Here is a 23755-nt window from a genome sequence, read left to right on the forward strand (position 1 = left end):
GCCACCCTCCTTTGACGGGCCCTCGCCATGCTCAACCTGATCACGCACGACGCCATTACCGAAATCAACATGGCGCGCCCGCCCGTGAACGCGCTCAACATCGAACTGCTGCGCGCCATGCGTCACGGCATCGATGACGCGGTCCGCGCCGGTGCGCGGGGACTGGTGCTGTCCGGCGCGCCCGGCCTGTTTTCGGCAGGTGTCGATGTACCGGCCTTGCTGGGACGGGATCGCGAGGGCGTACAGGAGTTCTGGCGCGAGTTCTTCCAGACCTGCTCGAAGCTGGCGATGTCGCCGGTGCCGGTGGTCGCCGCCATTACCGGCCACAGCCCGGCAGGCGGCGCGGTGCTGTCACTGTTCTGCGACTACCGTGTCATGGCCGAAGGTCCGTTTCGCATCGGCTTGAACGAAGTGCAGGTGGGACTGGTCGTGCCCGAAAGCATCCAGCAGGCGCTGCGCCGCACCGTCGGCCCTTATCGCGCGGAGCGGCTGATGGTGGCCGGCGCCATGATCGAATCGTCGGAGGCCTTGGCCTGCGGACTCGTGGATGAACTCACCAACGTCGAACAGGTGGTGACACGCGCACTCCACTGGATGCAGGGCATGCTGGCCTTGCCATCCAACGCGATGCTCAAGACACGCGCCATCGCCCGCGCCGATCTCACCAGGGTGTGGGTCGATCCGGATGCCCTGCCGATCGATGAATTCATCGACGCGTACTTCCATCCGGAAACCCAGGCGGTGCTGCAGCATCTGGTGGCGCGCCTGAAGAAGAAGGACTGACCGGACTTCCAGTTTTTTTCTGTTGTAGGAGCGCACCCACTGCGCGATAAGCCAAAGGAGCGATGCGATTGTTGCTCCGCGGTCGCGCACTGGGTGCGCTCCTACAACGGCGGCCATGTCAGCCCGGCGATTCGCCCTTGGCGACCGGCCTTGCCGGATCGCTGACCCAGCCACTCCAGGAAGGCGCATACAGGCGCGAGCCCGTGAGGCCGGCGACTTCCATCGCCAACAGGTTGTGGCACGCGGTGACGCCCGAGCCGCACATGTGCACGACGTCCCGCGGTGCGTGCGCGCCCAGCAAGGCCAGGAATTCTTCGCGCAGGACAGCCACGGGCTTGAAGCGACCATCGGCATCCAGATTGTCGGCGAAGGGACGATTCAATGCCCCCGGTACATGGCCGCCGACCCGATCGATCGGCTCCACTTCGCCGCGATAGCGCGGCGCCGCGCGCGCATCGAGCAGGACGCGCCCCGGCTCGTCCCGCAAGCGCGCATGATCGACCAGGTACTGGTTCGCGTCGAAACGCAGATCCACTTTCGAAGGCTCGCGAACGACATCGCCCGTTTCGAGCGGCAGTTTAGCGGCCACCCACGCCGGATAGCCGCCATCGAGCACCGCGACCTCGCGCACACCGGCGAGCTTCAGCAGCCACCAGAGGCGCGCGGCAGCCAAGGCTCCATTGGCGGCGTCGTAGCAAACGACCTGCATGCCGGGTCGCCAGCCCCAGCGCGAAAGCACGGCGGAAAACGCGGATTCGAGTGGCAAGGGATGGCGCCCGAGACCCTCGGCCTGCCGCGAAAGGTCGGACAAGTCCGTATCCAGGCTTGCATACACGGCGCCCGGGATATGCCCCTCGCGATAATCGCGCTCGCCCTTGCCCGGGTCGCGATCGCCGGTGCCCGGCGCCATCAGGTCGAACCGGCAATCCACGATCAGCGCTGCATCCACGGGCAAGACTGCCAGATCGTCGACAGTGATCAAGGTGGTCTTGGCGGTCATGCGCGTCCCATCCTCTGCAACAGGTTGAACACCATGGCGGCCGTGGCACCCCAGATGCGATGTCCGCCGTGCACGAACTCCACCATGTCGCGGCGGTGTCCGCGAAACTCCATCGTATAGCGCCGCAGGTTGGCCGGTTCGAGGAAAAACGACAGCGGCACCTCGAACACCTCGGCCACTTCCGCGGGCGCGGGATACAAGCGCGCTTCCGGGTCGATGCGGGCCACCACCGGCGTGATGTTGTAACCGCTGATCGTCTCGAAGCGATCAAGAAAGCCGAGCGGCTTGACCAGCGTGCGCTGCAGACCGATCTCTTCCTCGCTTTCGCGCAACGCGGTGGCCACGGCATCGGCGTCGCCGGGATCGCTGCCACCGCCGGGAAACGCCACTTGTCCCGCGTGCGATGGCAGGTCGTTGGTGCGCACCGTCAACACCACCCTTGGCTGCACGCCCTCGCGCACGCCCACCAGCACGGCAGCCGGACGCCGCGGCGCGTCGCCGAGCAACTCCGTCATCTGCGCATGATTCCAACCCTGCCCGCTCGGTGGCGAGGAAAGCGGCACCAGCGATGCGCTCAGGTCGGCGAGCAATGCGCTCATGAGGTGGCCTTGCGCGCGGGCAGCACATCGCGCATGAGGCGCAGCCGTTCGTGATCGCCCAGGCTGCGCCAGCGCGCTATTTCGTCACCCGTGCGCAGGCAACCGAGGCAGTAGCCACGGTCATCGAGCTTGCAGATGCCGATGCACGGCGTAAGTGGTGCGACGGGCGGGGGGACGGGATCATTGAACATGAGCCCTCCCATGCTAGCCGATTCCCCGCCTTCAGGCAGGGAATCGCGTCACTGCTGGATGTCCAGCAGCTCGATTTCGAATACCAGCGCTTCGTTGGGGCCGATGCGCGGCAGGGCGCCACGCGGTCCATAGGCAAGCTGCGGCGGAATCACCACTTTCCAGCGGTCGCCCACGTGCATGCGCGGAATCACGTCCTGCCAGCCAGGAATGACCTTGTCGACCTGGAAACGGACCGGCGCGCCGTGCGCCCAGGTGCTGTCGAACTCCGTGCCGTCCACCAGCCTGCCGCTGTAATTGACGGTGACCTGGCTGGTGACCTTGGGCGTGGCCGTTCCCTCGCCCTTCTTCAGCACGGCGTACTGGATGCCCGAAGGCAACTGGATCACACCGGGCTGCTGGCGGTTGCGCTCCATGAACTCGGTGCTCTTGCGCGCATTGGCGTCGGCGATGCGCTTGTATTCGGCCAGGGCCTTGGAATGCATTTCCTCGTCGAGGCGCTGCAGCTGGTCGTGCATGTCCTGCATGGACACGGACGGCGGCTTCTTCGAGTACGCGTCCTGGATGGCTTTCTGCAGCGTGGGAATGTCCACGTCCGGTTCGCCGTTCGCGAACTGGCTGCCGATCTGGAAACCGATGGCGTAGGACAACTTGGTCTTGTCCAACCTGACCCGCGATGCGTCGGGCGAGGCGCCGCCATCCTGTGCGTGCGCCATCGCACCCCACAGAAGGACGCCCAGAGCCAGCCAACGCAGTTGTGCCATGCCTATCTCCATTGCAGCGCGAACTCAAAGGCAACACCGACCAAGTATCGTCGTCGTGATAATGCCTGGAAGATCCGCAGGGTGTGTCGTGTGACGCCGGCGAGACTGGCTGTCTTGCCAAGCCGCGCGGCGCAGCCTACGGGCCTTCCAGGCATCACCCTATCGCTTGTATTTAACACGCCAGGGCCAGCCCTGTCTGTCCGCATACCTTCGGTCCGTCGTCTCGATAGCCAGCCGGGCTGCCTTCGCCGACCCTGTGGTCTCCGAACAGACAGGGCTGGTGACGGCGACGATACTTGGTCCAGTGTTGCCTTGGTCATCGTAAGCGGTCCGGGCCGATCGTGCAGCGAACGTCCGTCGACGGGCGTCCCTGCTGAGAACGCCGGGAGCTCCAAAGGTTCCCACTGGTACCATGGCGGCTTTACCTGTGGAGTGAGGCCATGGCCTACCGGAACCTGGAAATCACCAACCGCGGCGCGGTGCGCACCATCACCGTCAACCGCCCGGACAAGCTCAACGCGCTCAATCGCGAAACCCTCAATGAGCTGACCCTGGCCTTCACGCAGGCCGCACAGGACGACGCCGTGCGCACCGTGGTGCTGGCCGGTGCCGGTGACAAGGCTTTCGTGGCCGGCGCCGACATCTCCGAAATGAATGGCTACACGCCGGTGCAGGCGCAAGGCTTCTCGCGGGCGGGCCAGCGCCTCATGAGCCTGGTCGAACGCCTCGGCAAGCCGGTGATCGCACGCATCCAGGGTTTTGCCCTGGGCGGTGGCATGGAGCTGGCCATGTGCTGCCACCTGCGCGTGGCGAGCGAGAAGGCGAAGTTCGGACAACCGGAGATCAACCTCGGCCTGATCCCGGGCTTCGGTGGCACGCAGCGCCTGCTGCGCCTCGCCGGCCGTGGCGCCGCACTGGAGTTGTGCCTGACCGGCGCCCCTGTCAGTGCACAGCGCGCCTACGAACTGGGCGTAGTGACGCGCGTGGTGGCCCCGGAGGCGCTGGACGACACGGTCAACGCCCTGGCCGACCAGCTTGCCGCTTCGGCACCGCTGGCCGCCGCCGGCATCCTCGATGCCGTGCTGCAGGGCGGCGAGACCAGCATCGACCAGGGCCTGGAGTTTGAAACGCAGGCGTTCGCCCTCGCCTTCGCCACCGAAGACATGCGCGAAGGCACCACGGCGTTCCTGGAAAAGCGCAAACCCGAATTCAAGGGCCGCTGAAAACGCGAAGGCCAGGCGATTCGCCTGGCCTCATGCTGCCGCGTCAAACCCTGCTTGTCGCACTCACGCGACGATCAGTGCCCACCGCTGTATTTCTTCTCGCCCGCCGTCACCGCGAGGTCCATGCGGTTTTCCGGCGGTGCCAGCGGACACGTCGCGTACGGCGTGAATGCGCACGGCGGGTTGTACGCGCGGTTGAAATCCAGCACGACCTTGCCGTCCTTCGGCAGATCCGCGTAGAGGAAGCGCGCCGCGCCGTAGGTTTCGCGGCCGGACGTGCGATCGGCGATCACGAAGAACAGCGAATCGGGTTCTTCCTGGATCGGCATCAGCTCGTAGGTGTGACCGTCGCGATGGAACACCGCCTTGCCCGGCACCTTCTCCTTGTTGATGGTGCCGAGTACCGAGCCGATCTCCAGTTCGTGCGGCGGATCGAACGGCACCCAGTCCGCCACGATGCGCCACGAAGGATCGGCCGGGAAGTTGTCCAGGCCCGCGAAATGCGTACGCGTTTGGGCATTGCTGTCCTTCACGCGCAACGCCTTGCGCCCATCGCGCTCGATCACCAGGAAACTCACGCTACCGAACGCCACCACCGATGGCGCGCCGTTGCCGGCATGCATGTCGTCGATCAGGTTGGCCTCATGCACCGCCTTGCCGTCCACCGTCGCGCAGCTATCCTTGTCGAGCACGATGTGCAGCGAGCCGTCCTTCGCCAGCGTCACCACGCCCAGGTGCGCAGGCCCCGCCTTGAGCACGATGTCGTTGTCGGCGGCACTGCCTACGCGGTTGGCCCCCTCCTGCAACCAGTCCAGGCCGATCAGGCTGAGCCAGCCGTTCGGCGCGGCGAGGTTGTTGAGGCGCGCACTACGCCACTGGGCGATCTGCTGCGGGAAATCGTTGGCATCGGCATGACTGGGGGTTTGGGCGTGCACGGCGGCAACTCCAAGGCTCAAGGCAAAAGCGAAAACGGCGGTACGCAACATGGCAGGCCCCGTCGGAACGAGGTTCCGAGTATGGCCGTCCATTTGCCGGACTGGCAAGCCGGTGCGCCGTTCAAGAATGGGGACCACACCGGAGCCTGATGTGGGAGCGCATCCTGTGCGCGACAAGCCCGCGGAACGGCATCGGGATCGGTGGCTGTCGCGCACAGGGTGCGCTCCCACTGACGTGCGGCCGGCTTACCGTCCCCGCAGGAACAGCTTGTCCAACTCAGGCAGGCTCAGTTGCGTCCATGTCGGACGACCGTGATTGCATTGGCCGGAGCGCTCGGTGGCTTCCATCTCACGCAGCAGCGCGTTCATTTCTGGCACGGTGAGACGACGGCCGGCACGTACCGAACCGTGGCAGGCCATGGTGGCGAGCAGTTCGTTCTCCAGCTCCTGCAATCGGCGCGAACTGCCGTGCTGCGCCAGTTCGGCCAGCACGTCGCGGCACAACTGGGCCACATCCGCGCCTTCCAGCAACGCCGGGATACGACGCACCACGACACCTGAAGGACCGCTGCGCGAGAGTTCCAGCCCCCAGTCGGCCAGGGCGTCGGCATGTTCTTCCGCTGCAGCCGCTTCCTTCGCGCTCACCGGGACATTCAATGGCACCAGCAACAGCTGCGATCGCAAGTTGCTGCAGGCGCGCCCCGCCTTGAGCTTCTCGTAGGTAATGCGCTCATGCGCGGCGTGCATGTCGACCAGTACCAGGCCGTACGCATTCTCCGCCAGGATGTAGATGCTCTTGAGCTGCGCGATGGCGAAGCCAAGCGGCGGCGCTTCGTCGTCCGCGGCTTCGGGCATGGGCGTGTTCGCGGCAAACGCCAGCGACGCGGATGGCGTCGCGGGTTCGCCCAGCAGTGCGGCGTAATCGGCCAGCGGCTCGTCGCGCACGCCCAGGCTCAGCCGGCTCTGGCTGAAGGCATTGGGCCATGACGGCGCGGAAGCCGCGGCGGGCGCCGAGGCAAACGCGTAGGCCGGCGGCGTTGCGGCCATCGGTTCCTGCGTCGATGTCCCAAGCTGTCCTGCCCGCGTCTGCGCAAGTGCTTCGTGCAGCGTGCGGAACAGGAAGTCGTGCACGAGTCGCTGCTCGCGAAAGCGTACTTCGTGCTTGGCCGGGTGCACGTTCACATCGACGCCCGCCGGATCGAGCTCGAGATACAGCACGAACGCCGGGTGGCGACCATGGAACAGCACGTCCGCATAGGCCTGGCGCACCGCGTGCGCCACCACGCGATCGCGAACCAGGCGTCCATTGACGTAGAAATACTGCGAATCGGCCTGCGAGCGCGACGCGGTCGGCAAGCCCACCCAGCCGGACAGATGCAGGCCGGCGGCGGCGTGATCGATGCGCAGGCTCTGCGCGGGAAAGTCCTCGCCCAACACTTCGGCCACGCGCTGCAGGGCGGCGCCCTCGTCACGCGCCGCCTTGAGGATGCGCACCGGCTTGCCGTTATGGCTCAGGCGAAACTCCACCGAGCCACGCGCCAGGGCGAGCGACTTCAGCAGGTCGTCGATATGCGCGAACTCCGTGCGCTCCGCGCGGAGGAATTTCCGGCGTGCGGGCACGTTGTAGAACAGGTCGCGCACTTCGACGCTGCTGCCCTGCGGATGCTGAGCCGGACGTGCGGCCTGCATCTTGCCGCCATCCACTTCGATGCGAAATGCCGTTTCCTGGCCTTGCGCGCGCGAAGTGAGCGCGAAGCGCGCCACCGACGACACCGAAGCCAGCGCCTCTCCGCGAAAACCCATGCTGGCGACATGCTCGAGATCGTCGAAGCTGCCGATCTTGCTGGTGGCGTGGGATGCCACGGCCAGTTGGAGTTCGTCGGGCACGATGCCGCAACCGTCGTCACGCACGCGGATCAGCCGCGCGCCACCCTGCTCGATGTCGACTTCGACGCGCGTGGCGCCGGCATCCAGGCTGTTCTCGACCAGTTCCTTGACGACGGACGAGGGACGCTCGATCACTTCGCCAGCGGCGATCTGGTTGATGAGTTCGGGAGGAAGGGGACGAATGACAGGCATCGGTGAAGCTTAGAGCCTGCCGCCCGGCGACGAAAGCAAAAGCGCCGCCCGAAGGCGGCGCCACCTGCACTCCCCCAACACCGACGTATCAGCCGGATGGAATGGCCAGCGTCATGCCGACGCGCACGCCGCTGTCGCTGTCCAGGCGATTGGCGCTCTTCAAGGCGCTCACGCTCACGCCGTACTGGCGGGCGATGCTGCGCAGGCTTTCGCCACGTTCGACGCGATGCATGTCACGCACTCCCTCGTCGGCCGACTTGGACGCCATGGCCTGCGCCACGGCCTTGGTGGCCTTGGCCGAGGTGTCATCATCGTCGCCCTGCGAGGAAGCCACGGCCGTCGCTACGCCATTGCGACGCGCGGCTTGCGACGCGAACCAGCTGCCCGGCGGCGGCGTGGCTTCGAAATAGCCTCTTACGCCATTCATTACCGCCGTCGCCAGCCGCGACTGATGCGAGGGATCGCGCAGCTTGCGTTCTTCGTCCGGATTGCTGATGAACGCCGTCTCGACCAGGATCGAGGGCACATCCGGCGAGCGCAGCACCACGAAGTTCGCGCGTTCGACATAGCCGCGATGCGTTGGACCAAGATTGCCCAGTGCCTTCAGCACGTTGCCGGCCACCGTCTCGCTGGCCTGCATCGAATAGCCCTGTTGCAGATCGAGCAGAACCGCGGCCAGGCCATCGTTCTTGTCGTCCAGCGTGACACCGCCGATCAGGTCGGCCCGGTTCTGGCCATCCGCCAGCCAGCGGGCGGCCATGCTGGTCTTGCCGCGCGGCGACAGTACCCACACCGACGAGCCCTTGGCGTCGCCATTGATGAAGGCATCGGCATGAATCGAGATGAACAGGTCGGCCGAATTGTTGCGTGCAATCTGGTAGCGCTGGGCGAGCGGGATGAAGAAATCCGCGCTGCGCGTGAGCACCGCGCGCATGCCCGGCTGCTGGTTGATCTGGTCGGCCAGCTGGCGCGCCACGGCGAGCGTGACGTTCTTTTCCAGCGTGCCGCCCGGGCCATGGGCGCCCGGATCCTCGCCACCGTGACCGGCGTCGACGGCAATCACCACCTTGCGCTCGCCGTTCAGCATCGCAGCGGCGGCACGGGTGGAAGCCATGCCGCTCTGCGTGGGCTTGAGCGTGGACTTGGCCGTGCCGCGGGATGCGACGACCGGCTCGGGTGCCGGCGGCGGTGGGGACGGCAACGCCTCAGCCACTGGCGTCGGCGCGGAGTCGCTGTCGTCGTCGCTGTCCCTGGAAGGCGCCGGGGGCTTCGGCGACGACTTGGCGGACGCCACCTCATGGCCCGGGTACAGATCGACCACCAGCCGATAGCCGTACTCGGCTTGCGGGCTGAGTACGAAGCTCTTGACCGTGCTCGCGGGATCAACCTTCGCCGTCAGCCGCGCGCCGCTGCCCTGCCTGGCGCCGCTGAGCCCCTTGTACAGGCCTTGCGCGGCCGGCGAGCTGAAGCCGGTGCCGATGGAACTGCCGTCCAGGTCGATGGTGACCTCGTCGCCGTCCTGCTTGATCTTGTAGGTGACCGGGCCGGAAACATCCAGCACCACGCGGGTGTATTCCGGGCCGGCCCAGACGCGGGCGGACTTCACGTCGGCGGCTTTTGCCGCGCAAAAGGGTGCCAGGGCCAACAAGGCCACTGCGCCGAGCCGAGCAGGATGCGTCCTATATCCCTTCATGGAGCGGAATTGAAGCCCAGAGCATCGCCGAAAGCAAGAGGTTTTTCCTTGAATATCCATAACCTGCACGAGATTCGTCAGATCGCCTCCAGCTATCGGCCGCAACCCACGCAAACTGAAGGCTTCGGTTGGCCGCCAGGACCAAACGAAAAATCTCAATCACTATAGATACTTAGGCGCCATCAGCCGCTTGGCGGCATTCCGTGGGAACCCGCCTTAGCCGAGCCGCGCAACCACCTGGCGGCCGCGCTCGGTGCGGGGTTCCATCAGCGCCTTGCGGCCGGCACCGGCATAACCAAGGTGGACGATCAGGTCAGGCGACGGCAAGGCGCCGGCGCCGCGCTCGGGCCACTCCACCAGCACGAGCGCCGCCGGATCGGAGAGCGCATCCAGCCCCAGCCATTCCAGCTCCCCTGGATCGGCGATGCGATACAGGTCGAGATGCCAGGCCGGCCTGCCCTGCGCCCGATAGGACTCGACCAGGCTGTAGGTCGGGCTCTTGATCCGTTCGCCCACGCCCAACGCACCGAGCAGGGCGCGGGCGAAACTGGTCTTGCCCGCGCCGAGGTCGCCGTGCAGGTAGACCACCAGGCCAGTCTCCAGCGCGCCGGCCACGCGCGTGGCCAGCGCGGCGGTCGCCGCCTCGTCGGGAAGCCCCCAACTGTGTCCCGTCATGATTCCCGTCCGTTGAGCAGCAGCCGCAGGGGTTCCAGCAGGTCGCTGGCGATCAGGCCGCGCTCGCCATGCTGCCGGGCAGCGAGATCGCCCGCGCGGGCATGCAGGCCCACACCGAGGCACGCAGCCTGCCATGCGTCGCACCCCTGGGCCAGCAGGGCCGCCACGATACCGGTGAGCAGGTCGCCCATCCCGCCGGAAGCCATCCCGGGGTTGCCCCAGGGACATACCGCAACCCTCCCCGAGGGGTCGGCGATGAGGCTGCCGGCGCCCTTGAGCACCGCCACCACGCCATAGCGGCGTGCCAGCTCGCGTACTGCGGCGAACCGGTCGCGGGCGATGGCCGCGGTATCGCTGCCGAGCAGGCGGGCCGCCTCACCGGGATGCGGGGTGATCACGGTGCTGCCCTTGAACGGTCGCGGCTCGCGCGCCAGCAGGTTCAGCCCGTCGGCGTCCAGCACCAGGGGCTTGCCCGCATCCAGTGCCGTCATCCACAACGCATGGCCCCAGGCCCCCTGTCCAAGGCCCGGCCCCACGGCCAGCACGGTGGCCCGCTGAAGCAGGTCTTCGAGCGCCTGCGGTCCATGGACCTCGTGCGCCATCAACTCCGGGCGCGCCGCATTGAGCGCCACCAGATGCTCGCCGCGCGTAGCAATGCTCACCAGCCCCGCTCCCCCGCGCAGGGCCGCCTCGCCGCACAGGCGGATGGCCCCGGCCGTGCCGTGCTCGCCACCGATCGCCAGCACATGCCCGTTGTTGCCCTTGTGGGCCTGCCTTGGTCGCGGCGGCAAGGTCGCGGGCTGCATCAGCTCCGCATCGGCCTGCACGCCCTGCCACAGGGTTTCGGGCAGCCCCAGGGGATCCCAGTGCACCTGCCCGACGTAACCCGGCGCGACACCGGTATAGAGGCCGCGCTTGGCGGCGATGAAGGTGACCGTGACGTCCGCCCGGATCGCCTCGCCCGGAACATCACCGGTATCGGCATTCACGCCGGAAGGCACGTCGAGTGCCAGCAGCGGGCGAGCGGTCGCGCGCATGCGCTGCACCAGCGCAGCCACGTCGGACGCGAGCGCGCGCTGCAAGCCGGTACCAAACAGTGCATCGACTTGCACGTCGGCTTCGGGCAATGCGGCCTCGGCGTGCCAGGCGTGCACTGGGCCACCGGCCCGCTCGAACTCGCGGCGCGCACGAACCGCGTCGTCGCCTCGGCTGTCACCGAGGGCGACCACCTCGGCGTGCATTCCGGCTTCGCGCGCCAGCATCGCCAGCAGGAAACCATCGCCGCCGTTGTTGCCGGGCCCGCAGTAAACGGCAATGCGCCGGGCTCGCGGCCAGTGCTGGCGCAGGCAGACCAGGGCGGCCGCGGCCGCGCGCTGCATCAGTTCGTAACCGGGAATGCCGAGTGTATCGATGGCACGGCGATCGAGCGCGCGCACCTGGTCGACGGTGTAGAGCTCATGGCGGTGGGCGCTGGCAGTCATGCGCGAATTATAGGCATGCCATGCGAAGGCTCCACGCGTCCAGCGCCTACAATGGGCACATGACCGCCGCCCCGACCACGTCCACCGACTACGCTACGCTCGCGAGCGACATCAAGCGCTGGGCGCGCGAGCTGGGCTTTGCCGACGCGGGCATCGCGGGCACTGATCTGGGCGACGACGAGCTGCATCTGAAACGCTGGCTCGATGCGGGTCATCACGGCGAGATGGATTACATGGCGCGGCATGGCCACAAGCGCAGCCGTCCCGGCGAACTGGAGCCAGGCACCGTGCGCGTGATCACCGTGCGCATGGACTACGTGCCACCGGGTACGCGCAACGCATGGAGCGTGCTGGAGGACGCCGAGGCAGGCTACGTGGCGCGCTACGCGCTCGGCCGCGACTATCACAAGCTGATGCGCAATCGCCTGCAGAAGCTGGCCGGCCGCATCCACGATGCCATCGGCGATTTCGGCTACCGCGCCTTCGTCGATTCCGCGCCCGTGCTGGAAAAGGCGCTGGCGCGCAATGCCGGCATGGGCTGGATCGGCAAGCACACGGTGCTGATCAACCGGCGCGCCGGTTCGTATTTTTTCCTCGGCGAGCTCTATACCGACCTGCCGCTGCCGGTCGACGAGCCGGCCAGTGCGCATTGCGGCAGCTGCCGGCGATGCATCGACATCTGTCCGACGCAGGCGATCATCGCGCCGTACAAGCTCGATGCGCGCCGCTGCATTTCCTACCTCACCATCGAATTGCGCGGCAGCATTCCCGAGGAACTGCGTGCGCCGATGGGCAACCGCATCTTCGGCTGCGATGACTGCCAGCTCGTCTGCCCGTGGAACAAGTTCGCGCAGGACGCGACGGAACCCGACTTCGCGCCACGCCATCAGCTGGACGGCGCGAAACTGGTGGAGCTGTTTGCGTGGAGCGAACAGGAGTTCCTGCAACGCACGGAAGGCATGGCGATCCGCCGCACCGGGTACGAAGGCTGGCTGCGCAATATCGCGGTGGCGTTGGGAAACGCACCGACATCGCCGGGCGTCGTGGAATCACTGCAGTCCCGCGCGCAGGATGCGTCGCCCATCGTGCGCGAGCACGTGGCATGGGCGCTGGCCAGGCACACCGGCTAGGCCAGCCCCCTTCCGCACGGGCTCAACGATCGTGCCTGGCCAGGGTCAGCCGGCGATCATGGATGGTCTCGAGCAGGAACTGCGTCGACGGGTCGAGGGCCGAGGTGTTGGCGCTTTGGTTTTCCAGCGCCGGCAGGATCTGCCTCGCGATGGACTTGCCAAGCTCCACGCCCCACTGGTCGAACGCGTTGATGTCCCACAGGTGGCCGAGCATGAACACCTTGTGCTCGTAGAGCGCGATCAGCGCGCCCAGGCTCTCCGGCGTGAGCTGGTCGAGCAGGATCACGGTGCTGGGACGATCGCCCGGGAACGTGCGCTGCGCCGCCAGCACGCGCCGCTCCTCTTCGCTGCCCTGCTTCGCCTCCGCCAGCGCCTCGTCGAATGTCTTGCCCAGCGCCAGCGCGGCCGCCTGCGCAAGCAGGTTGGACAGCAGCGCATCGTGGTTGGCGACGAGATGATGCGCCGGCTTCACCACGCCGATGAATTCCAGCGGCACCACGTCGGTGCCCTGGTGCAGCGCCTGGAAGTACGCGTGCTGCGCATTGGTGCCCACGCTGCCCCACACCACCGGCGACGTGGCTTGCACCACCGGCCTGCCCTGCGGCGTCACCTGCTTGCCAAGGCTCTCCATCTCCAGCTGCTGCAGGTAGGACGTCAGGTCCGTGAGCAAGTCCGCGTACGGCACCACGGCGCGACTGCCGCGCCCCTGGGCGTTGCGGTTCCACAGTTCCACCAGGCTGAGCAGCACCGGCAGGTTTTCCTGCCACGGCGCCGTGCGGAAGTGATCGTCGACGAGCGCGGCGCCCTTCAGCAGCGCATGGAAGTTGTAGCAACCGATCGCCAGCGCCAGCGAGAGTCCCACCGCCGACCACAGCGAAAAACGGCCACCGACGAAATCCCACATCGGATAGACCTGCGCGGCGGGCACGCCCCACGCCTCGGCCGCGCCGACGTTCGCGCTCACGGCCAGGAAATGACGGGACACGGCGGCGGCTTCACCCTGGTACGCGCGGCTGATCCAATCGCGCATCACGTTGCCGTTGAGCAGCGTTTCCTGCGTGGTGAAGGTCTTGGACACCATCACGATCAAGGTGCGCTTGGGGTCGAGCTGATGCATCAGCTCATAGGCCGACTGCCCATCCACATTGGTGAGGAAATGGCTGCGCAGGCCCGGCACGTGGTACGGCTCCAGCGCGCGCACGGCCAGGCGCGGGCCAAGGTCGGAACCGCCGATGCCGATATTCACCACGTCGGTGATGCCGGGCGCCACGCCAAAGGCCGAGGCATCGCCCAGGCCGACCGCATGCACCAGCGCGTCGATACGCTTGAGCGTCCCGGCGATCTCGTCCAGCATCTCGCGCGGCGCGGGCGACGGCAGCTTGGAGCCGCCGGCGCGCAGCGCGGTATGCAGCACCGCGCGATTCTCGGATGTATTGATCGGCGCGCCGGCGAACATCGCATCACGCGCCTGCTGCCAGCCGCTGGCCTCGACGTGCGCGCCCAGGGCATCCAGCGCGGCAATGTCGAGCTTCTGGCGGCTGAGGTCCAGCAGCAGCGGGCCGATCCGGTGTCGCAGGCGTTTGCCGCGCACGGCGTCCTTCAGCAATTCACGCAGGTGGGTGCGTGCGAGACGGTCGACGTGCTCTGCCAGGAAGGACGAACGTTGCTCGGGCGACATGGGGGCTCATGCTTGGCGAATGGGAACCCCGATCTTACGCAGCTTTCCGCATCCCATGCCAGCGGATTGTTGCACCGCAACCATGCCCGGCCCCGGGCGGGGCGCGAGGTCTTACGCCGCAGCCATCTGCTTGGGGATGGAGCGATTGGTGTGCGAGATGCAGTTGTTCGCGTCCACATAGACCAGGGTCGGCTGGAACTGCTCGACCTCGGCCTCGGACAGCTGGGCGAACGCGGCGATGATGACCAGGTCGCCGGGCTGCGCGCGATGGGCGGCGCTGCCGTTGACCGAAATGATGCCGGAACCCTCTTCGGCGCGCAGCGCGTACGTCACGAAGCGTTTGCCGTTGTTGATGTTCCACGCATGGATCTGCTCGTACTCGCGGATGCCGGAGGCATCGAGCAGCAGGCCGTCGATCGCGATGGAGCCTTCGTAATGTAGCTCGGCATGGGTCACCGTCGCGCGGTGGATCTTGGCCTTGAGCATGTTCAGGTTCATGACTTCATTTCCGCAGGTACAGCCTGCCTAGCACGCCATTATCCGGCCGGGGAACGTCGCGCTGCAACATGGCCGGTCCGGCCCCGATATGGGGCCGCTCAGTCGAACGGCAAGTTGTCGATGAGGCGGGTGGTGCCCAGGCGCGCGGCGATGAGCGCCACCAGGCCCTCCTGCTCGCCATCGGTGGGCTCGGCGAGGTCCTCGACGCGGCGAATGGCGGCGTAATCGACCTCGAACCCGGCCCGGGCCAGCTTGGAGGCCGCGGCCTGTTCCACCACCGCACGGGCATGGCCCTTGGCGATGAGCTCGCGCATCTGCGCGAGGGTGGCGTGGATCTGCGGGGCCAGTGCCCGGTTCTCGGCCGAGAGATACTGGTTGCGCGAACTCAGGGCCAGGCCATCGTCGGCACGCAGGGTGGGGGCCGCCATGATCTTTATCGGCAGCGACAGGTCGCGCACCATCCGCTCGATCACCTTGAGCTGCTGGAAATCCTTCTGGCCGAACACCGCAAGGTCGGGCTGCACCAGGTTGAACAGCTTGCATACCACCGTGGCCACGCCATCGAAATGGCCGGGGCGATGCGCCCCTTCCAGCGTCTCGGTGAGCTGCGGTACGTGGAGGCTCACGCTGTTCGCGGCACCAAAGGGGTAGAGCGTGGCCACTTCCGGCGCGAACAGCAGATCGCAGTCATGCTCGGCCAGGCCCACCTGATCCTGCACCAGGGTGCGCGGATAGCGCTCGAAGTCTTCGTTTGGCCCGAACTGCGTGGGATTGACGAACACACTCGCCACCACGCGATCGGCGCGGGCGCGCGCCAGCTTGATCAATGAATGATGGCCGGCGTGCAGGTTGCCCATGGTGGGCACGAAGCCCACGGTCTGGCCCTGGTTGCGCCAACCGCGGATCACGGCGCGGAGCGCCGCGGCGTCTTGCACTGTCTGCATGGGTGCTCTGCTCTGCTGCTCAGTCGAAGCCGTGTTCCAACGCCGGAAAGGCGCCGCTGCGCACGTCCTCGGCGTAGGCCGCGATCGCCGCGGCCACAGATTCGCGTCCTGCGAGGAAATCCTTGCTGAACTTCGGTCGCTTGCCCGGCGTGACGCCCAGCATGTCGTGCAGCACCAGCACCTGCCCGTCGCATTGCGGGCCGGCACCGATGCCGATGGTGGGGATGGACACGGCGCGGGTGATGCGCTCGCCCAGCGCGGTCGGGATGCCTTCCAGCACCAGCAGCTCGGCGCCTGCCGCCTCGACGGCCTCGGCCTGCGCCACCAGATGGTCGGCCGCATCCTGCGCGCGCCCCTGGATGCGGAAACCGCCGAACTTGTGCACCGATTGCGGCGTGAGGCCCAGGTGCGCACAGACCGGGATGGCGCGCGCCACCAATGCGGAAATCGCGTCGAGGACGTGCGGCGCCGCCCCTTCGATCTTCACCATCGCCGCACCGCCCTCGCTGACCAGTCGGGCGCCCGCTTCCAGCGCATGCGCCACGTCGCGGTCGGCCATGAACGGCAGGTCGGCCACCAGCAAGGTGGCGCTGAGGCCACGGGCGACGATGCTGGTGTGATAGACCATGTGATCGAGCGTCACCGGCAAGGTGCTCGCGTGACCCTGCACGACCATGCCCAGCGAATCGCCCACCAGGGCCACGTCCACGCCGGCCATCTCCAGCTGCGCGGCGAAGCTGGCGTCGTAGACGGTGAGCATGACAATGCGGCGACCTTCCGCCTTCATCGCGCGCAGGGACGGCACGGTGACCGGCTTGCGCGTAGGTGCGTTCGCTTTCTGCGCGTACACAGGGGTTCCTTGAGGCGGAAACAGACGGCGATTATCCCGCGCGAGACGTGAAGGGCTCAAGGCAGCCGCTCGAGCCCCGATGTATCGAGGGCTGCCAGCAAAGCCGCCACGCGCCCCTGGCCCGGAAGCTCCAGCTCCGGCGCCAGATCGTTCAGCGGCATCAGCACGAAGGCACGATCAGCGATGCGCGGGTGCGGCAAGGTGAGCCGGTCATCATGCAGTGCGAACCCGCTCATATGGAGAATGTCGAGGTCGAGCGTGCGCGGCCCCCAGCGCTCGCCATCGCGGATGCGCCCCGCCGCGCGCTCGATCGCCAGCAGGGCATCGAGCAAGGCATGGGGCGGCAACATCGTGTCGATGCGCGCCGCGGCATTGACGAAGGGAGGCTGCTCCAGCACACCCCACGGCGGCGTGAGGTACAGGTGCGAGCGCGCCTCCAGCCGCGTATCGGGCAGGCCCGACAGCGCGTCGAAGGCGGCCAGCACGTGGCCACGTGCATCGCCAAGGTTGCTGCCCAGCGCGATGTAGGCTTCGGTCACGCCTGGTCCGACTTGTTGCCCGGCTTGCCGGCCGGTTTGCGGCGCCGACGCTTGCGTGGCTTTGCGGGAGCGACGTTTTCCACCGGCGCGCCAGGCGAACTGCCGGCCAACGCGGCCGCCAGGGTTTCATGCGGCAACTGCTGCGCGTGCGCCCACCAGTCGCCCAGTTCCTTGACGGCCGGTGATTCGGCCGCGCGCAGCAGCAGGAAATCGAAGGCGGCGCGGAAACGCGGATGCGCCATCAACCGGAAGACGCGCTTGCGCTGCACCTGCTCGAAGCGCGGCTGCAGCGCCCAGATTTCTTCCATGGTGAGGGTGAAGCGCCGCGGTATGGCCACGCGCTGGCACTGCTCGCCGATCACATGGACGGCTGCGCGTTCCCACGCGGCGTTGGGCTCCAGGCCCTTGGTGATCCAGGTATGCGCGAGATCGCGCACCTCGCCCCACAGCAGCACGGCAAACAGGAACGCCGGCGTGACCGACTTGCCTTCCGCCACGCGCGCGTCGGTATTGGCCAGGCCCTGCTCGATCAGGGCGCGCAACGCCTTGTCGCCACGCTTGAGCGCGCGCGCCGTGGCCGGGAACATGAACTTCAGCAGCCCGGTCTGCTCGAGCATGCGGAAGCTCTTGAGGCCATGGCCCGCCAGGAACAGCTTGAGCGACTCGTCGAACAGGCGTGCCGGCGCGGCATCGGCCAGCAACGGGCCGAGCTCGTCGAACGGTGCGGCAGCGGCGGCGTCGATGCGGAAGCCGAGCTTGGCCGCGAGGCGCACGGCGCGCAGCATGCGCACCGGATCTTCGCGGTAACGCGTGGCCGGATCGCCGATAAGGTGCAACACGCGGTCTTCCACGTCCTGCATGCCGCCGACGTAGTCGCGCACCGAGAAATCGCTGATGTCGTAGTACAGGGCGTTGACGCGGAAATCGCGGCGGATCGCATCCTCCTCGATGGTGCCCCAGACATTGTCGCGCACGATGCGGCCGTCGACGATGTGGCGATCGCCCTCGCCTTCTTCTTCGCCGGTGCCGCGGAAGGTGGCGACCTCGATGATCTCCGGCCCGTACACGACGTGCGCAAGGCGGAAACGGCGCCCGATCAGGCGCGAGTTGCGGAAGAGCTTCTTCACCTCGTCCGGCGTGGCATTGGTGGCCACGTCGAAATCCTTGGGGTGCCCGCCCAGCAGCAGGTCGCGCACGGCGCCGCCCACCAGATAGGCCTGGTAGCCGGCTTCGTTGAGCCGATAGAGCACGCGCAGCGCTGCCTTGCTGATGTTCTTGCGCGAGATCACATGCTGCTCGCGCGGAATGATGCGCAGTGCAGGCTTGGCGGTGGTCCTTGCGTCTTGACTCAAGCGGTTTGGATCCTTGCAGGCGCTGTGCGCCGTTCTGGGCGATCATTCGCGGCTATCGCCGCAGCCACATCCCGCATGGCCTTCTATGGCCGGCGGGACCGTTTCGCGTAGGGGCCCGAAGTCGCCCCCGGGCATTGCCGGGCGAAACAATTCCGTTATACTAGCGCGCTCCGGTGCATTTCGCTCCCTTCGTCTAGTGGCCTAGGACACCGCCCTCTCAAGGCGGGAACACGAGTTCGAACCTCGTAGGGAGCGCCACTTCCGGCCTGGCACGGGCCGCAGCCCTTCTGAACAGGCTCGCGACAGTATGACTTTTGTCGTCACCGACAACTGCATCAAGTGCAAATACACCGATTGCGTCGAGGTTTGCCCGGTCGACGCCTTCCATGAAGGCCCCAACTTCCTCGTCATCAATCCGGACGAGTGCATCGACTGCACCCTGTGCGAGCCCGAGTGCCCGATCAACGCGATCTACCCCGAGGACGACGTGCCCGGCGGCCAGGAATCGTTCGTCGCGCTGAACGCGGAACTGGCCAAGAGCTGGCCGGTGATCACCGAGCGCAAGGACGGCCTGGCCGACGCCAAGGACTGGGAAAACAAGCCCAACAAGATCGACCTGCTCGAACGCTGAGCGCGGTTCGAGGCCAAGGCGGCCGCTCGGCGGCACCAGAGGGCTCATGAAAAAGCCGCCCAAGGGCGGCTTTTTTTGTGGCCTGGCGAATGCGCTCAGCCGCCGCCGAGGCGACCCTTGAGCGTATCGATGACCTTGGCCACCGCCGCCGCGTCGCCCTGGGCGCGCACTTCACTCGCCTTCTCGCCGCTGCTGCTGATGGTCAGCTGGACCTGCTTGGGTGCGGCGCCCGGCGCGTCCTCGCTCTTCTTGGACTTGCCGTTGAACATGCTGCTGAAGAAACCCTTCTTGCCTTCGGGCTCGTCAGAGGCGATCACGCTCAGCGAATAGGTGTGCGCGTCGTCGTCATGCCCCACGACCTGGCCGATGTCCCCCTTCTCCAGCGTCTGGGCGACGCGGCGATAGGTGTTCTCGACGCTGTCGTTGAGCACGAAGCCGTCGGCGATCTGGTTGCCGCCCTTGCCCACGTGCGCCGTGGCACCGTTGGAGGTCGGGTTGTTGGCGCCCTGCTCGGGAATCACCAGCGCGGCGTTGCTGGACGGGGTGTCCAGGCCCGGCGGGATTTCCAGCGGCGATTCCTGTTTGGCGGTTTCCCATGCCTTCTGCGAACGGAACATGCCGCAGCCGGAGAGCAACAGGGCAGACACAGCCAAGATCGGCAGGGCCACGACGAGCGGGGATTTCTTCATGTAAGCAGATTCCGTAGGAGTATCAGGTGCCCGAAACGTCAGGCCGCATTCGCCAAGGATGCCAGAGCCGCCACCGCTTCGCGAAGTCGCGCACGATCCGGCCCCTCTTCCAGTTCCACCAGGGGCAGACGCGGCGACGCCAACCCCAGCCCGAGCGACGGCAGGCCCGCCTTGACCGCCATCGGATTCGGCGCGCAGTTGAGCGCCTGCACCAGCGGCTCCAGGACCGCGTCGCAACGCTGCGCCTCGAGCCGATCTCCGGCCGTGGCGGCGTCGCACAACATGCGGAACGCACGAGGCGCCAGATTGGCTACCACCGAGATGGTGCCTGCGCCCCCTGCGAGCATGGCCTTACAGGCCGTACCGTCATCGCCGGACAGATAGACGAAATCCGGGCGCGCAAGTTCCGCAGAAGCCCGGATACGCTCATCGGACGAGAGGGCTTCCTTGATGCCGATGATGGCGGGATGGTCACGCAACAGGGCGGTGGTTTCGGGCAGCAGGTCGCAGGCGGTGCGGGTGGGTACGTTGTACAGCAGCACCGGCAGGCCGCCCTGCTCGGCCACTTCCAGAAAGTGCCTGCGCAGCCCCTCCTGGGTGGGGCGCACGTAGTACGGGGCCACCACCAGCGCAGCATCGGCGCCCAGCGCCCTGGCGCGACGCGTCAGCGCCACCGTCTTTGCGGTGCCGGCCTCACCCGTGCCCGCGATCACCGGAATGCGCTTGGCGACACGCTCCACGGCGAACGCGAGCAGGCGATCGTATTCGTCGTGCTCGAGCATGTGGGCCTCGCCGGTGGAGCCGGCAACGACCACGCCTTCCGTGCCGCCCGCGATCTGGAAGTCGAGCAGGCGCCCGAATGCCTCCAGGTCGAGTGCGCCATCCGCCGCGAATGGCGTCACCAGGGCACAGATGCTTCCGCGAATGTTCAAGACCTGCTCCGGACAAAATCCAAGCCCTGCATATTACTTGCGGCTTTACAGGGGCGACAAGTAAGCTCGGACGATCGATTTTCACCCCGCCACGGCGGGGGCTGCCACAGGTGGACCTCCTTGAATCGTTCCTCCACGCGCACCGGCAGTGACAACCAGCTGCTGATCCAGACGCTGACCCCTGCCCCGCGCACGCCGCTGCTCACGCTGGCCAAGCGGATCGCCGAGGCGGGCTGCAACCTGGCCGATGCACGGGTCGCCACCATCGGCACGGATACGTCGTTGACCCTGCTCGCCACCGGCGCATGGGATGCCGTGGCCAAGCTGGAATCCGCGCTGACCAAGCTGGCGCGCGACGAAGACCTCCGCCTGGTGCATTACCGCACCGGGCCGCGAGAGCAGGACTCGCACCTGCTGCCGTACCTGGTGGAGGTCATCTCGGCCGATCGCCCGGGCATCCTGGTGAAGATCATCGACTTCTTCGACCGGCGCGATATCGTCATCGAGCAGCTCAGTTCGCTGCGCTACCAGGCCATGCAGACGGGCGCCGACATGTTCCAGGCGCAGATCACCATCGGCATTCCCGCAGCGACGCACATCGCCGGGCTGCGCGACGATTTCCTGGAATTCTGCGACGGGTTGAACCTGGATGCGATCATGGACCCGGTGAAGTTCTGATCCCTGCGGCCGTCGCGCGCGGCAGCCTGAAATCCGCTTTTTGCGGTATGGCGCCGGGTTCTTGAGGATGCCGCCTGCCGCCATCGCACGCAAGAGGTTCCATTCGCCGTCGCACGCGCTAGTCTCTGTCTCCAGGCAGTACCGGAGAGCGCACATGCAACGAGCGGGTCGAGCAGCACCGATCGCAGGTCGCACGCTTCCCGCCGGCTCGTCTTCCCCCGCTGCCTGTTTTCCCCTCGATTCCAGCCAAGCGTCGAAGCCGGCCCCGGCTTCGCAGGAGAACCCATGCCCGAAGTTGGCAAGAAAGCCCCCAAACTCAAAGGCCTTACCGGTGACGGCAGCGAGCTGAAGCTCGACAGCCTCAAGGGCCAGTGGGTCGTGGTGTACTTCTACCCGAAGGACAGCACGCCTGGTTGCACCAACGAAGCGAAGGATTTTCGCGACCTGTATCCGACGTTCCGGAAGCGCCATGCGCAGGTCATCGGCGTCTCGCGCGATTCGGTGAAATCCCACGCGAATTTCGCCACCAAGCAGGAACTGCCGTTCCCGCTGGTCTCCGACCCCGACGAAACCTGGTGCCAGGCGTTCGACGTGATCCACGAGAAGGTGCTGTATGGAAAACGTCACATGGGTGTCGTACGAAGTACCTTCCTGATCGATCCCGAAGGAAGGCTGGCCCAGGAATGGCGAAACGTGAAAGTCACCGGACACGCCCAGGCCGTGCTCGACGCCATCCCCGCCAAGTGATCGACGACCTAGCCTCCCGCCGCGTTTTCCATCGCCCCTCACGGCGATCGGGACATGGCGCGCACGGCACACCGGCCGGATCGGCCGGCTTCCCGCGGTGCACCCCGCGCCGCGGTTCTTTCACCTCGCACGCCCAAGAGGTTCCTTCCGTATGACCGGAAGCAAGCGCATCTACGCTCTCGACACCAATGTCCTGCTGCACGATCCGACCTCGCTGTTCCGCTTCGAGGAGCACGACATCTTCATACCCATGACGGTGCTGGAGGAGTTGGACGAAAAGAAGAAAGGCGCCTCGGAAGTCTCGCGCAACGGCCGCCAGGTCAGTCGTTTCCTCAACGAATTGATCGAACGCGGCAACGGCCACGGCATCAGCAACGGACTGGAGCTGATCAGTCCCGAGGGCGTCAACCTCAAGCGCGGCAGGGGCGTGGGCCGCCTGTATTTCCAGCAGCGCACGACCAATGGCCACGGCAAGGCCGACAACCTGATCCTGTCCGCGGTGATCGAGCTGCGCGACCAGAACCCCGATCGCGCCGTGGTGCTCGTCACCAAGGACATCAACCTGCGCATCAAGGCCAAGATCTATGGCATCGATGCGGAGGACTACCAGAACGATCGCGCGCTCGACGATTTCACCCTGCTCTATACCGGCTCGACCGAGCTGCCCGAGGATTTCTGGGATCGCCACCCGGAAGTGCAGTCGTGGAACGAACGTGGCCGCACCTTCTACAAGCTCGACCGGCGCGAAGACGAAGACTGGTACGCCAACCAGTGCCTGTTCCTGCCCGGCGACAACAGCGTGGAACTGCGCGTGCTGCACGTGGACGACAGCAAGGCGACGCTGGTGTTGCTGGACGACCACAGCCACGCGAATCACAGCGTGTGGGGCATCGCGGCGCGCAACCGCGAGCAGAATTTCGCGCTCAACGTGCTGATGGATCCGGACGTCGACTTCGTCACCCTGCTCGGCACCGCCGGCACAGGCAAGACGCTGCTGGCGCTGGCGGCAGGCCTTGCGCAGGTGATGGACCAGCAGCGCTACCGCGAGATCATCATGACGCGCGCCACCGTTTCGGTCGGCGAGGACATTGGCTTCCTGCCCGGCACGGAGGAGGAAAAGATGACGCCGTGGATGGGCGCGCTCACCGACAACCTCGAAGTGCTCGCCAACCCCGAGGAAGGCGGCAGCTGGGGACGCCAGGCCACCAACGACCTGCTCGCCTCGCGCATCAAGATCCGCTCGCTCAACTTCATGCGCGGCCGCACGTTCCTCTCGCGCTACCTGATCATCGACGAGGCGCAGAACCTCACGCCCAAGCAGATGAAGACGCTGATCACCCGCGCCGGCCCCGGCACCAAGATCGTGTGCCTGGGCAACGTGGAACAGATCGACACGCCGTACCTCACGGAAACGACGTCGGGCCTGACCTACGCGGTGGATCGCTTCAAGCACTGGGAGCATTCGGCGCATATCACCCTGCGTCGCGGCGAACGTTCGCGACTGGCGGATTTCGCGTCGGAAGCGCTGTAGTTGCCCGGTGAAGGCCGGCATCCAGCCATCCACCGAGGACGCTGGATGCCGGCCTGCGCCGGCACGACGGGCAAGGAGCGTGGCGCTGCGGCTTCGACTGTCATGCCGATGCCCGGCGCAGCCATTGCTGGACTG

The 23755-nt window shown here is 66.7% G+C and carries 22 protein-coding genes, 1 tRNA gene and 1 pseudogene; 8 read left to right on the plus strand and 16 right to left on the minus strand.

Annotation, left to right across the window (positions count from 1 at the left end):
- Positions 1-27 precede the first annotated feature (27 nt).
- Entirely contained in the window at positions 28-783 is a 756-nt protein-coding gene (locus tag JMF82_RS10415) for an enoyl-CoA hydratase/isomerase family protein (RefSeq protein ID WP_201314451.1), read from the plus strand.
- A 118-nt stretch (positions 784-901) separates the two neighbouring features.
- Here JMF82_RS10415 and JMF82_RS10420 read toward each other — a convergent pair whose 3' ends face one another.
- The 3 genes and pseudogenes from JMF82_RS10420 to JMF82_RS10430 all read right to left on the minus strand — a co-directional run bounded on the left by JMF82_RS10420 (position 902) and on the right by JMF82_RS10430 (position 3335).
- Entirely contained in the window at positions 902-1783 is an 882-nt protein-coding gene (locus JMF82_RS10420) for a sulfurtransferase (RefSeq protein WP_201314452.1), read from the minus strand.
- Positions 1780-2585: pseudogene (locus tag JMF82_RS10425) on the minus strand (DUF1289 domain-containing protein). Before JMF82_RS10425 ends, JMF82_RS10420 begins: the two are co-directional and overlap by 4 nt.
- 36 nt (positions 2586-2621) lie before the next feature.
- Positions 2622-3335: an FKBP-type peptidyl-prolyl cis-trans isomerase gene (locus JMF82_RS10430; RefSeq protein ID WP_201314453.1), complete on the minus strand. Its 714-nt coding sequence runs from the start codon at positions 3333-3335 to the stop codon at positions 2622-2624.
- A 440-nt stretch (positions 3336-3775) separates the two neighbouring features.
- Here JMF82_RS10430 and JMF82_RS10435 point away from each other — a divergent pair, with 440 nt between their 5' ends.
- Complete coding sequence (locus JMF82_RS10435; protein WP_201314454.1) at positions 3776-4558, plus strand: enoyl-CoA hydratase-related protein; 783 nt, start codon at positions 3776-3778, stop codon at positions 4556-4558.
- A gap of 74 nt (positions 4559-4632) precedes the next feature.
- On the opposite strand, the gene JMF82_RS10440 is transcribed toward JMF82_RS10435, so the two are convergent.
- The 5 genes from JMF82_RS10440 to JMF82_RS10460 form a co-directional block, all read right to left on the minus strand.
- Complete coding sequence (locus JMF82_RS10440; RefSeq protein ID WP_201314455.1) at positions 4633-5544, minus strand: DUF1684 domain-containing protein; 912 nt, start codon at positions 5542-5544, stop codon at positions 4633-4635.
- Between the two features lie 195 nt (positions 5545-5739).
- Entirely contained in the window at positions 5740-7572 is a 1833-nt protein-coding gene (gene mutL, locus JMF82_RS10445; RefSeq protein ID WP_201314456.1) for a DNA mismatch repair endonuclease MutL, read from the minus strand.
- A gap of 88 nt (positions 7573-7660) precedes the next feature.
- Positions 7661-9265 carry an N-acetylmuramoyl-L-alanine amidase gene (locus JMF82_RS10450; RefSeq protein ID WP_201314457.1) on the minus strand — a complete coding sequence of 535 codons (1605 nt, stop codon included), beginning with the start codon at positions 9263-9265 and terminating at the stop codon, positions 7661-7663.
- A 216-nt stretch (positions 9266-9481) separates the two neighbouring features.
- On the minus strand, positions 9482-9940 hold the full coding sequence (gene tsaE / locus JMF82_RS10455) for a tRNA (adenosine(37)-N6)-threonylcarbamoyltransferase complex ATPase subunit type 1 TsaE (RefSeq protein WP_201314458.1): 459 nt from the start codon (positions 9938-9940) through the stop codon (positions 9482-9484).
- A complete protein-coding gene (locus JMF82_RS10460; protein WP_201314459.1) occupies positions 9937-11421 on the minus strand; it encodes an NAD(P)H-hydrate dehydratase in 1485 nt (494 codons plus the stop codon). The genes tsaE and JMF82_RS10460 overlap by 4 nt, the downstream gene beginning before the upstream one ends.
- A 59-nt stretch (positions 11422-11480) precedes the next feature.
- Between JMF82_RS10460 and queG the strand changes: the two genes are divergently transcribed.
- Complete coding sequence (gene queG / locus JMF82_RS10465) at positions 11481-12551, plus strand: tRNA epoxyqueuosine(34) reductase QueG (RefSeq protein ID WP_201314460.1); 1071 nt, start codon at positions 11481-11483, stop codon at positions 12549-12551.
- A gap of 22 nt (positions 12552-12573) precedes the next feature.
- Here the strand turns inward: queG and pgi are convergent, their stop codons facing one another.
- From pgi to pcnB, 6 genes are all read right to left on the minus strand, one after another.
- Positions 12574-14229, minus strand: a complete 1656-nt coding sequence (pgi, locus tag JMF82_RS10470; RefSeq protein ID WP_201314461.1) for a glucose-6-phosphate isomerase — start codon at positions 14227-14229, stop codon at positions 12574-12576.
- Positions 14230-14340: 111 nt separating this feature from the next.
- Entirely contained in the window at positions 14341-14727 is a 387-nt protein-coding gene (gene panD, locus JMF82_RS10475; protein ID WP_201314462.1) for an aspartate 1-decarboxylase, read from the minus strand.
- 98 nt (positions 14728-14825) lie between these two features.
- The gene (panC, locus tag JMF82_RS10480) at positions 14826-15671 is read right to left on the minus strand and encodes a pantoate--beta-alanine ligase (protein WP_201314463.1); all 846 of its coding nucleotides are present in this window, start codon (positions 15669-15671) and stop codon (positions 14826-14828) included.
- A gap of 19 nt (positions 15672-15690) precedes the next feature.
- Entirely contained in the window at positions 15691-16521 is an 831-nt protein-coding gene (gene panB / locus JMF82_RS10485; protein ID WP_201314464.1) for a 3-methyl-2-oxobutanoate hydroxymethyltransferase, read from the minus strand.
- A gap of 56 nt (positions 16522-16577) precedes the next feature.
- On the minus strand, positions 16578-17060 hold the full coding sequence (folK, locus tag JMF82_RS10490; protein WP_201314465.1) for a 2-amino-4-hydroxy-6-hydroxymethyldihydropteridine diphosphokinase: 483 nt from the start codon (positions 17058-17060) through the stop codon (positions 16578-16580).
- Positions 17057-18412: a polynucleotide adenylyltransferase PcnB gene (pcnB, locus tag JMF82_RS10495; RefSeq protein WP_201314466.1), complete on the minus strand. Its 1356-nt coding sequence runs from the start codon at positions 18410-18412 to the stop codon at positions 17057-17059. The genes folK and pcnB overlap by 4 nt, the downstream gene beginning before the upstream one ends.
- Positions 18413-18594: 182 nt before the next feature.
- Here pcnB and JMF82_RS10500 point away from each other — a divergent pair.
- Positions 18595-18670 (plus strand) — tRNA-Glu (locus tag JMF82_RS10500).
- 49 nt (positions 18671-18719) lie between these two features.
- Complete coding sequence (gene fdxA / locus JMF82_RS10505) at positions 18720-19043, plus strand: ferredoxin FdxA (RefSeq protein ID WP_201314467.1); 324 nt, start codon at positions 18720-18722, stop codon at positions 19041-19043.
- Positions 19044-19138: 95 nt separating this feature from the next.
- On the opposite strand, the gene JMF82_RS10510 is transcribed toward fdxA, so the two are convergent.
- Positions 19139-19732: a hypothetical protein gene (locus JMF82_RS10510; protein WP_201314468.1), complete on the minus strand. Its 594-nt coding sequence runs from the start codon at positions 19730-19732 to the stop codon at positions 19139-19141.
- 38 nt (positions 19733-19770) lie between these two features.
- On the minus strand, positions 19771-20664 hold the full coding sequence (dapA, locus tag JMF82_RS10515) for a 4-hydroxy-tetrahydrodipicolinate synthase (protein WP_201314469.1): 894 nt from the start codon (positions 20662-20664) through the stop codon (positions 19771-19773).
- 120 nt (positions 20665-20784) lie between these two features.
- On the opposite strand from dapA, the gene JMF82_RS10520 reads away from it, so the two are divergent.
- The 3 genes from JMF82_RS10520 (at position 20785) to JMF82_RS10530 (ending at position 23620) form a co-directional block, all read left to right on the plus strand.
- Entirely contained in the window at positions 20785-21342 is a 558-nt protein-coding gene (locus JMF82_RS10520; protein ID WP_201314470.1) for a glycine cleavage system protein R, read from the plus strand.
- Positions 21343-21627: 285 nt separating this feature from the next.
- A complete protein-coding gene (locus tag JMF82_RS10525) occupies positions 21628-22089 on the plus strand; it encodes a peroxiredoxin (RefSeq protein ID WP_201314471.1) in 462 nt (153 codons plus the stop codon).
- Positions 22090-22240: 151 nt separating this feature from the next.
- A complete protein-coding gene (locus JMF82_RS10530; protein ID WP_201314472.1) occupies positions 22241-23620 on the plus strand; it encodes a PhoH family protein in 1380 nt (459 codons plus the stop codon).
- Positions 23621-23755: the final 135 nt, after the last annotated feature.

Source organism: Dyella sp. EPa41 (assembly GCF_016586165.1).
In the GTDB taxonomy this organism is placed as follows: domain Bacteria; phylum Pseudomonadota; class Gammaproteobacteria; order Xanthomonadales; family Rhodanobacteraceae; genus Dyella.

Bases quoted from the DNA above. Each gene is read 5' to 3' on its own strand.
- JMF82_RS10415 (WP_201314451.1), top strand. From the start codon at position 28: ATGCTCAACCTGATCACGCACGACGCCATTACCGAAATCAACATGGCG.
- JMF82_RS10510 (WP_201314468.1), bottom strand. From the start codon at position 19,732: ATGAAGAAATCCCCGCTCGTCGTGGCCCTGCCGATCTTGGCTGTGTCT.
- mutL (WP_201314456.1), bottom strand. From the start codon at position 7,572: ATGCCTGTCATTCGTCCCCTTCCTCCCGAACTCATCAACCAGATCGCC.
- JMF82_RS10430 (WP_201314453.1), bottom strand. From the start codon at position 3,335: ATGGCACAACTGCGTTGGCTGGCTCTGGGCGTCCTTCTGTGGGGTGCG.
- JMF82_RS10460 (WP_201314459.1), bottom strand. From the start codon at position 11,421: ATGACTGCCAGCGCCCACCGCCATGAGCTCTACACCGTCGACCAGGTG.
- panC (WP_201314463.1), bottom strand. From the start codon at position 15,671: ATGCAGACAGTGCAAGACGCCGCGGCGCTCCGCGCCGTGATCCGCGGT.
- JMF82_RS10530 (WP_201314472.1), top strand. From the start codon at position 22,241: ATGACCGGAAGCAAGCGCATCTACGCTCTCGACACCAATGTCCTGCTG.
- JMF82_RS10420 (WP_201314452.1), bottom strand. From the start codon at position 1,783: ATGACCGCCAAGACCACCTTGATCACTGTCGACGATCTGGCAGTCTTG.
- queG (WP_201314460.1), top strand. From the start codon at position 11,481: ATGACCGCCGCCCCGACCACGTCCACCGACTACGCTACGCTCGCGAGC.
- JMF82_RS10450 (WP_201314457.1), bottom strand. From the start codon at position 9,265: ATGAAGGGATATAGGACGCATCCTGCTCGGCTCGGCGCAGTGGCCTTG.
- JMF82_RS10435 (WP_201314454.1), top strand. From the start codon at position 3,776: ATGGCCTACCGGAACCTGGAAATCACCAACCGCGGCGCGGTGCGCACC.
- tsaE (WP_201314458.1), bottom strand. From the start codon at position 9,940: ATGACGGGACACAGTTGGGGGCTTCCCGACGAGGCGGCGACCGCCGCG.
- panD (WP_201314462.1), bottom strand. From the start codon at position 14,727: ATGAACCTGAACATGCTCAAGGCCAAGATCCACCGCGCGACGGTGACC.
- fdxA (WP_201314467.1), top strand. From the start codon at position 18,720: ATGACTTTTGTCGTCACCGACAACTGCATCAAGTGCAAATACACCGAT.
- JMF82_RS10440 (WP_201314455.1), bottom strand. From the start codon at position 5,544: ATGTTGCGTACCGCCGTTTTCGCTTTTGCCTTGAGCCTTGGAGTTGCC.
- JMF82_RS10525 (WP_201314471.1), top strand. From the start codon at position 21,628: ATGCCCGAAGTTGGCAAGAAAGCCCCCAAACTCAAAGGCCTTACCGGT.
- pgi (WP_201314461.1), bottom strand. From the start codon at position 14,229: ATGTCGCCCGAGCAACGTTCGTCCTTCCTGGCAGAGCACGTCGACCGT.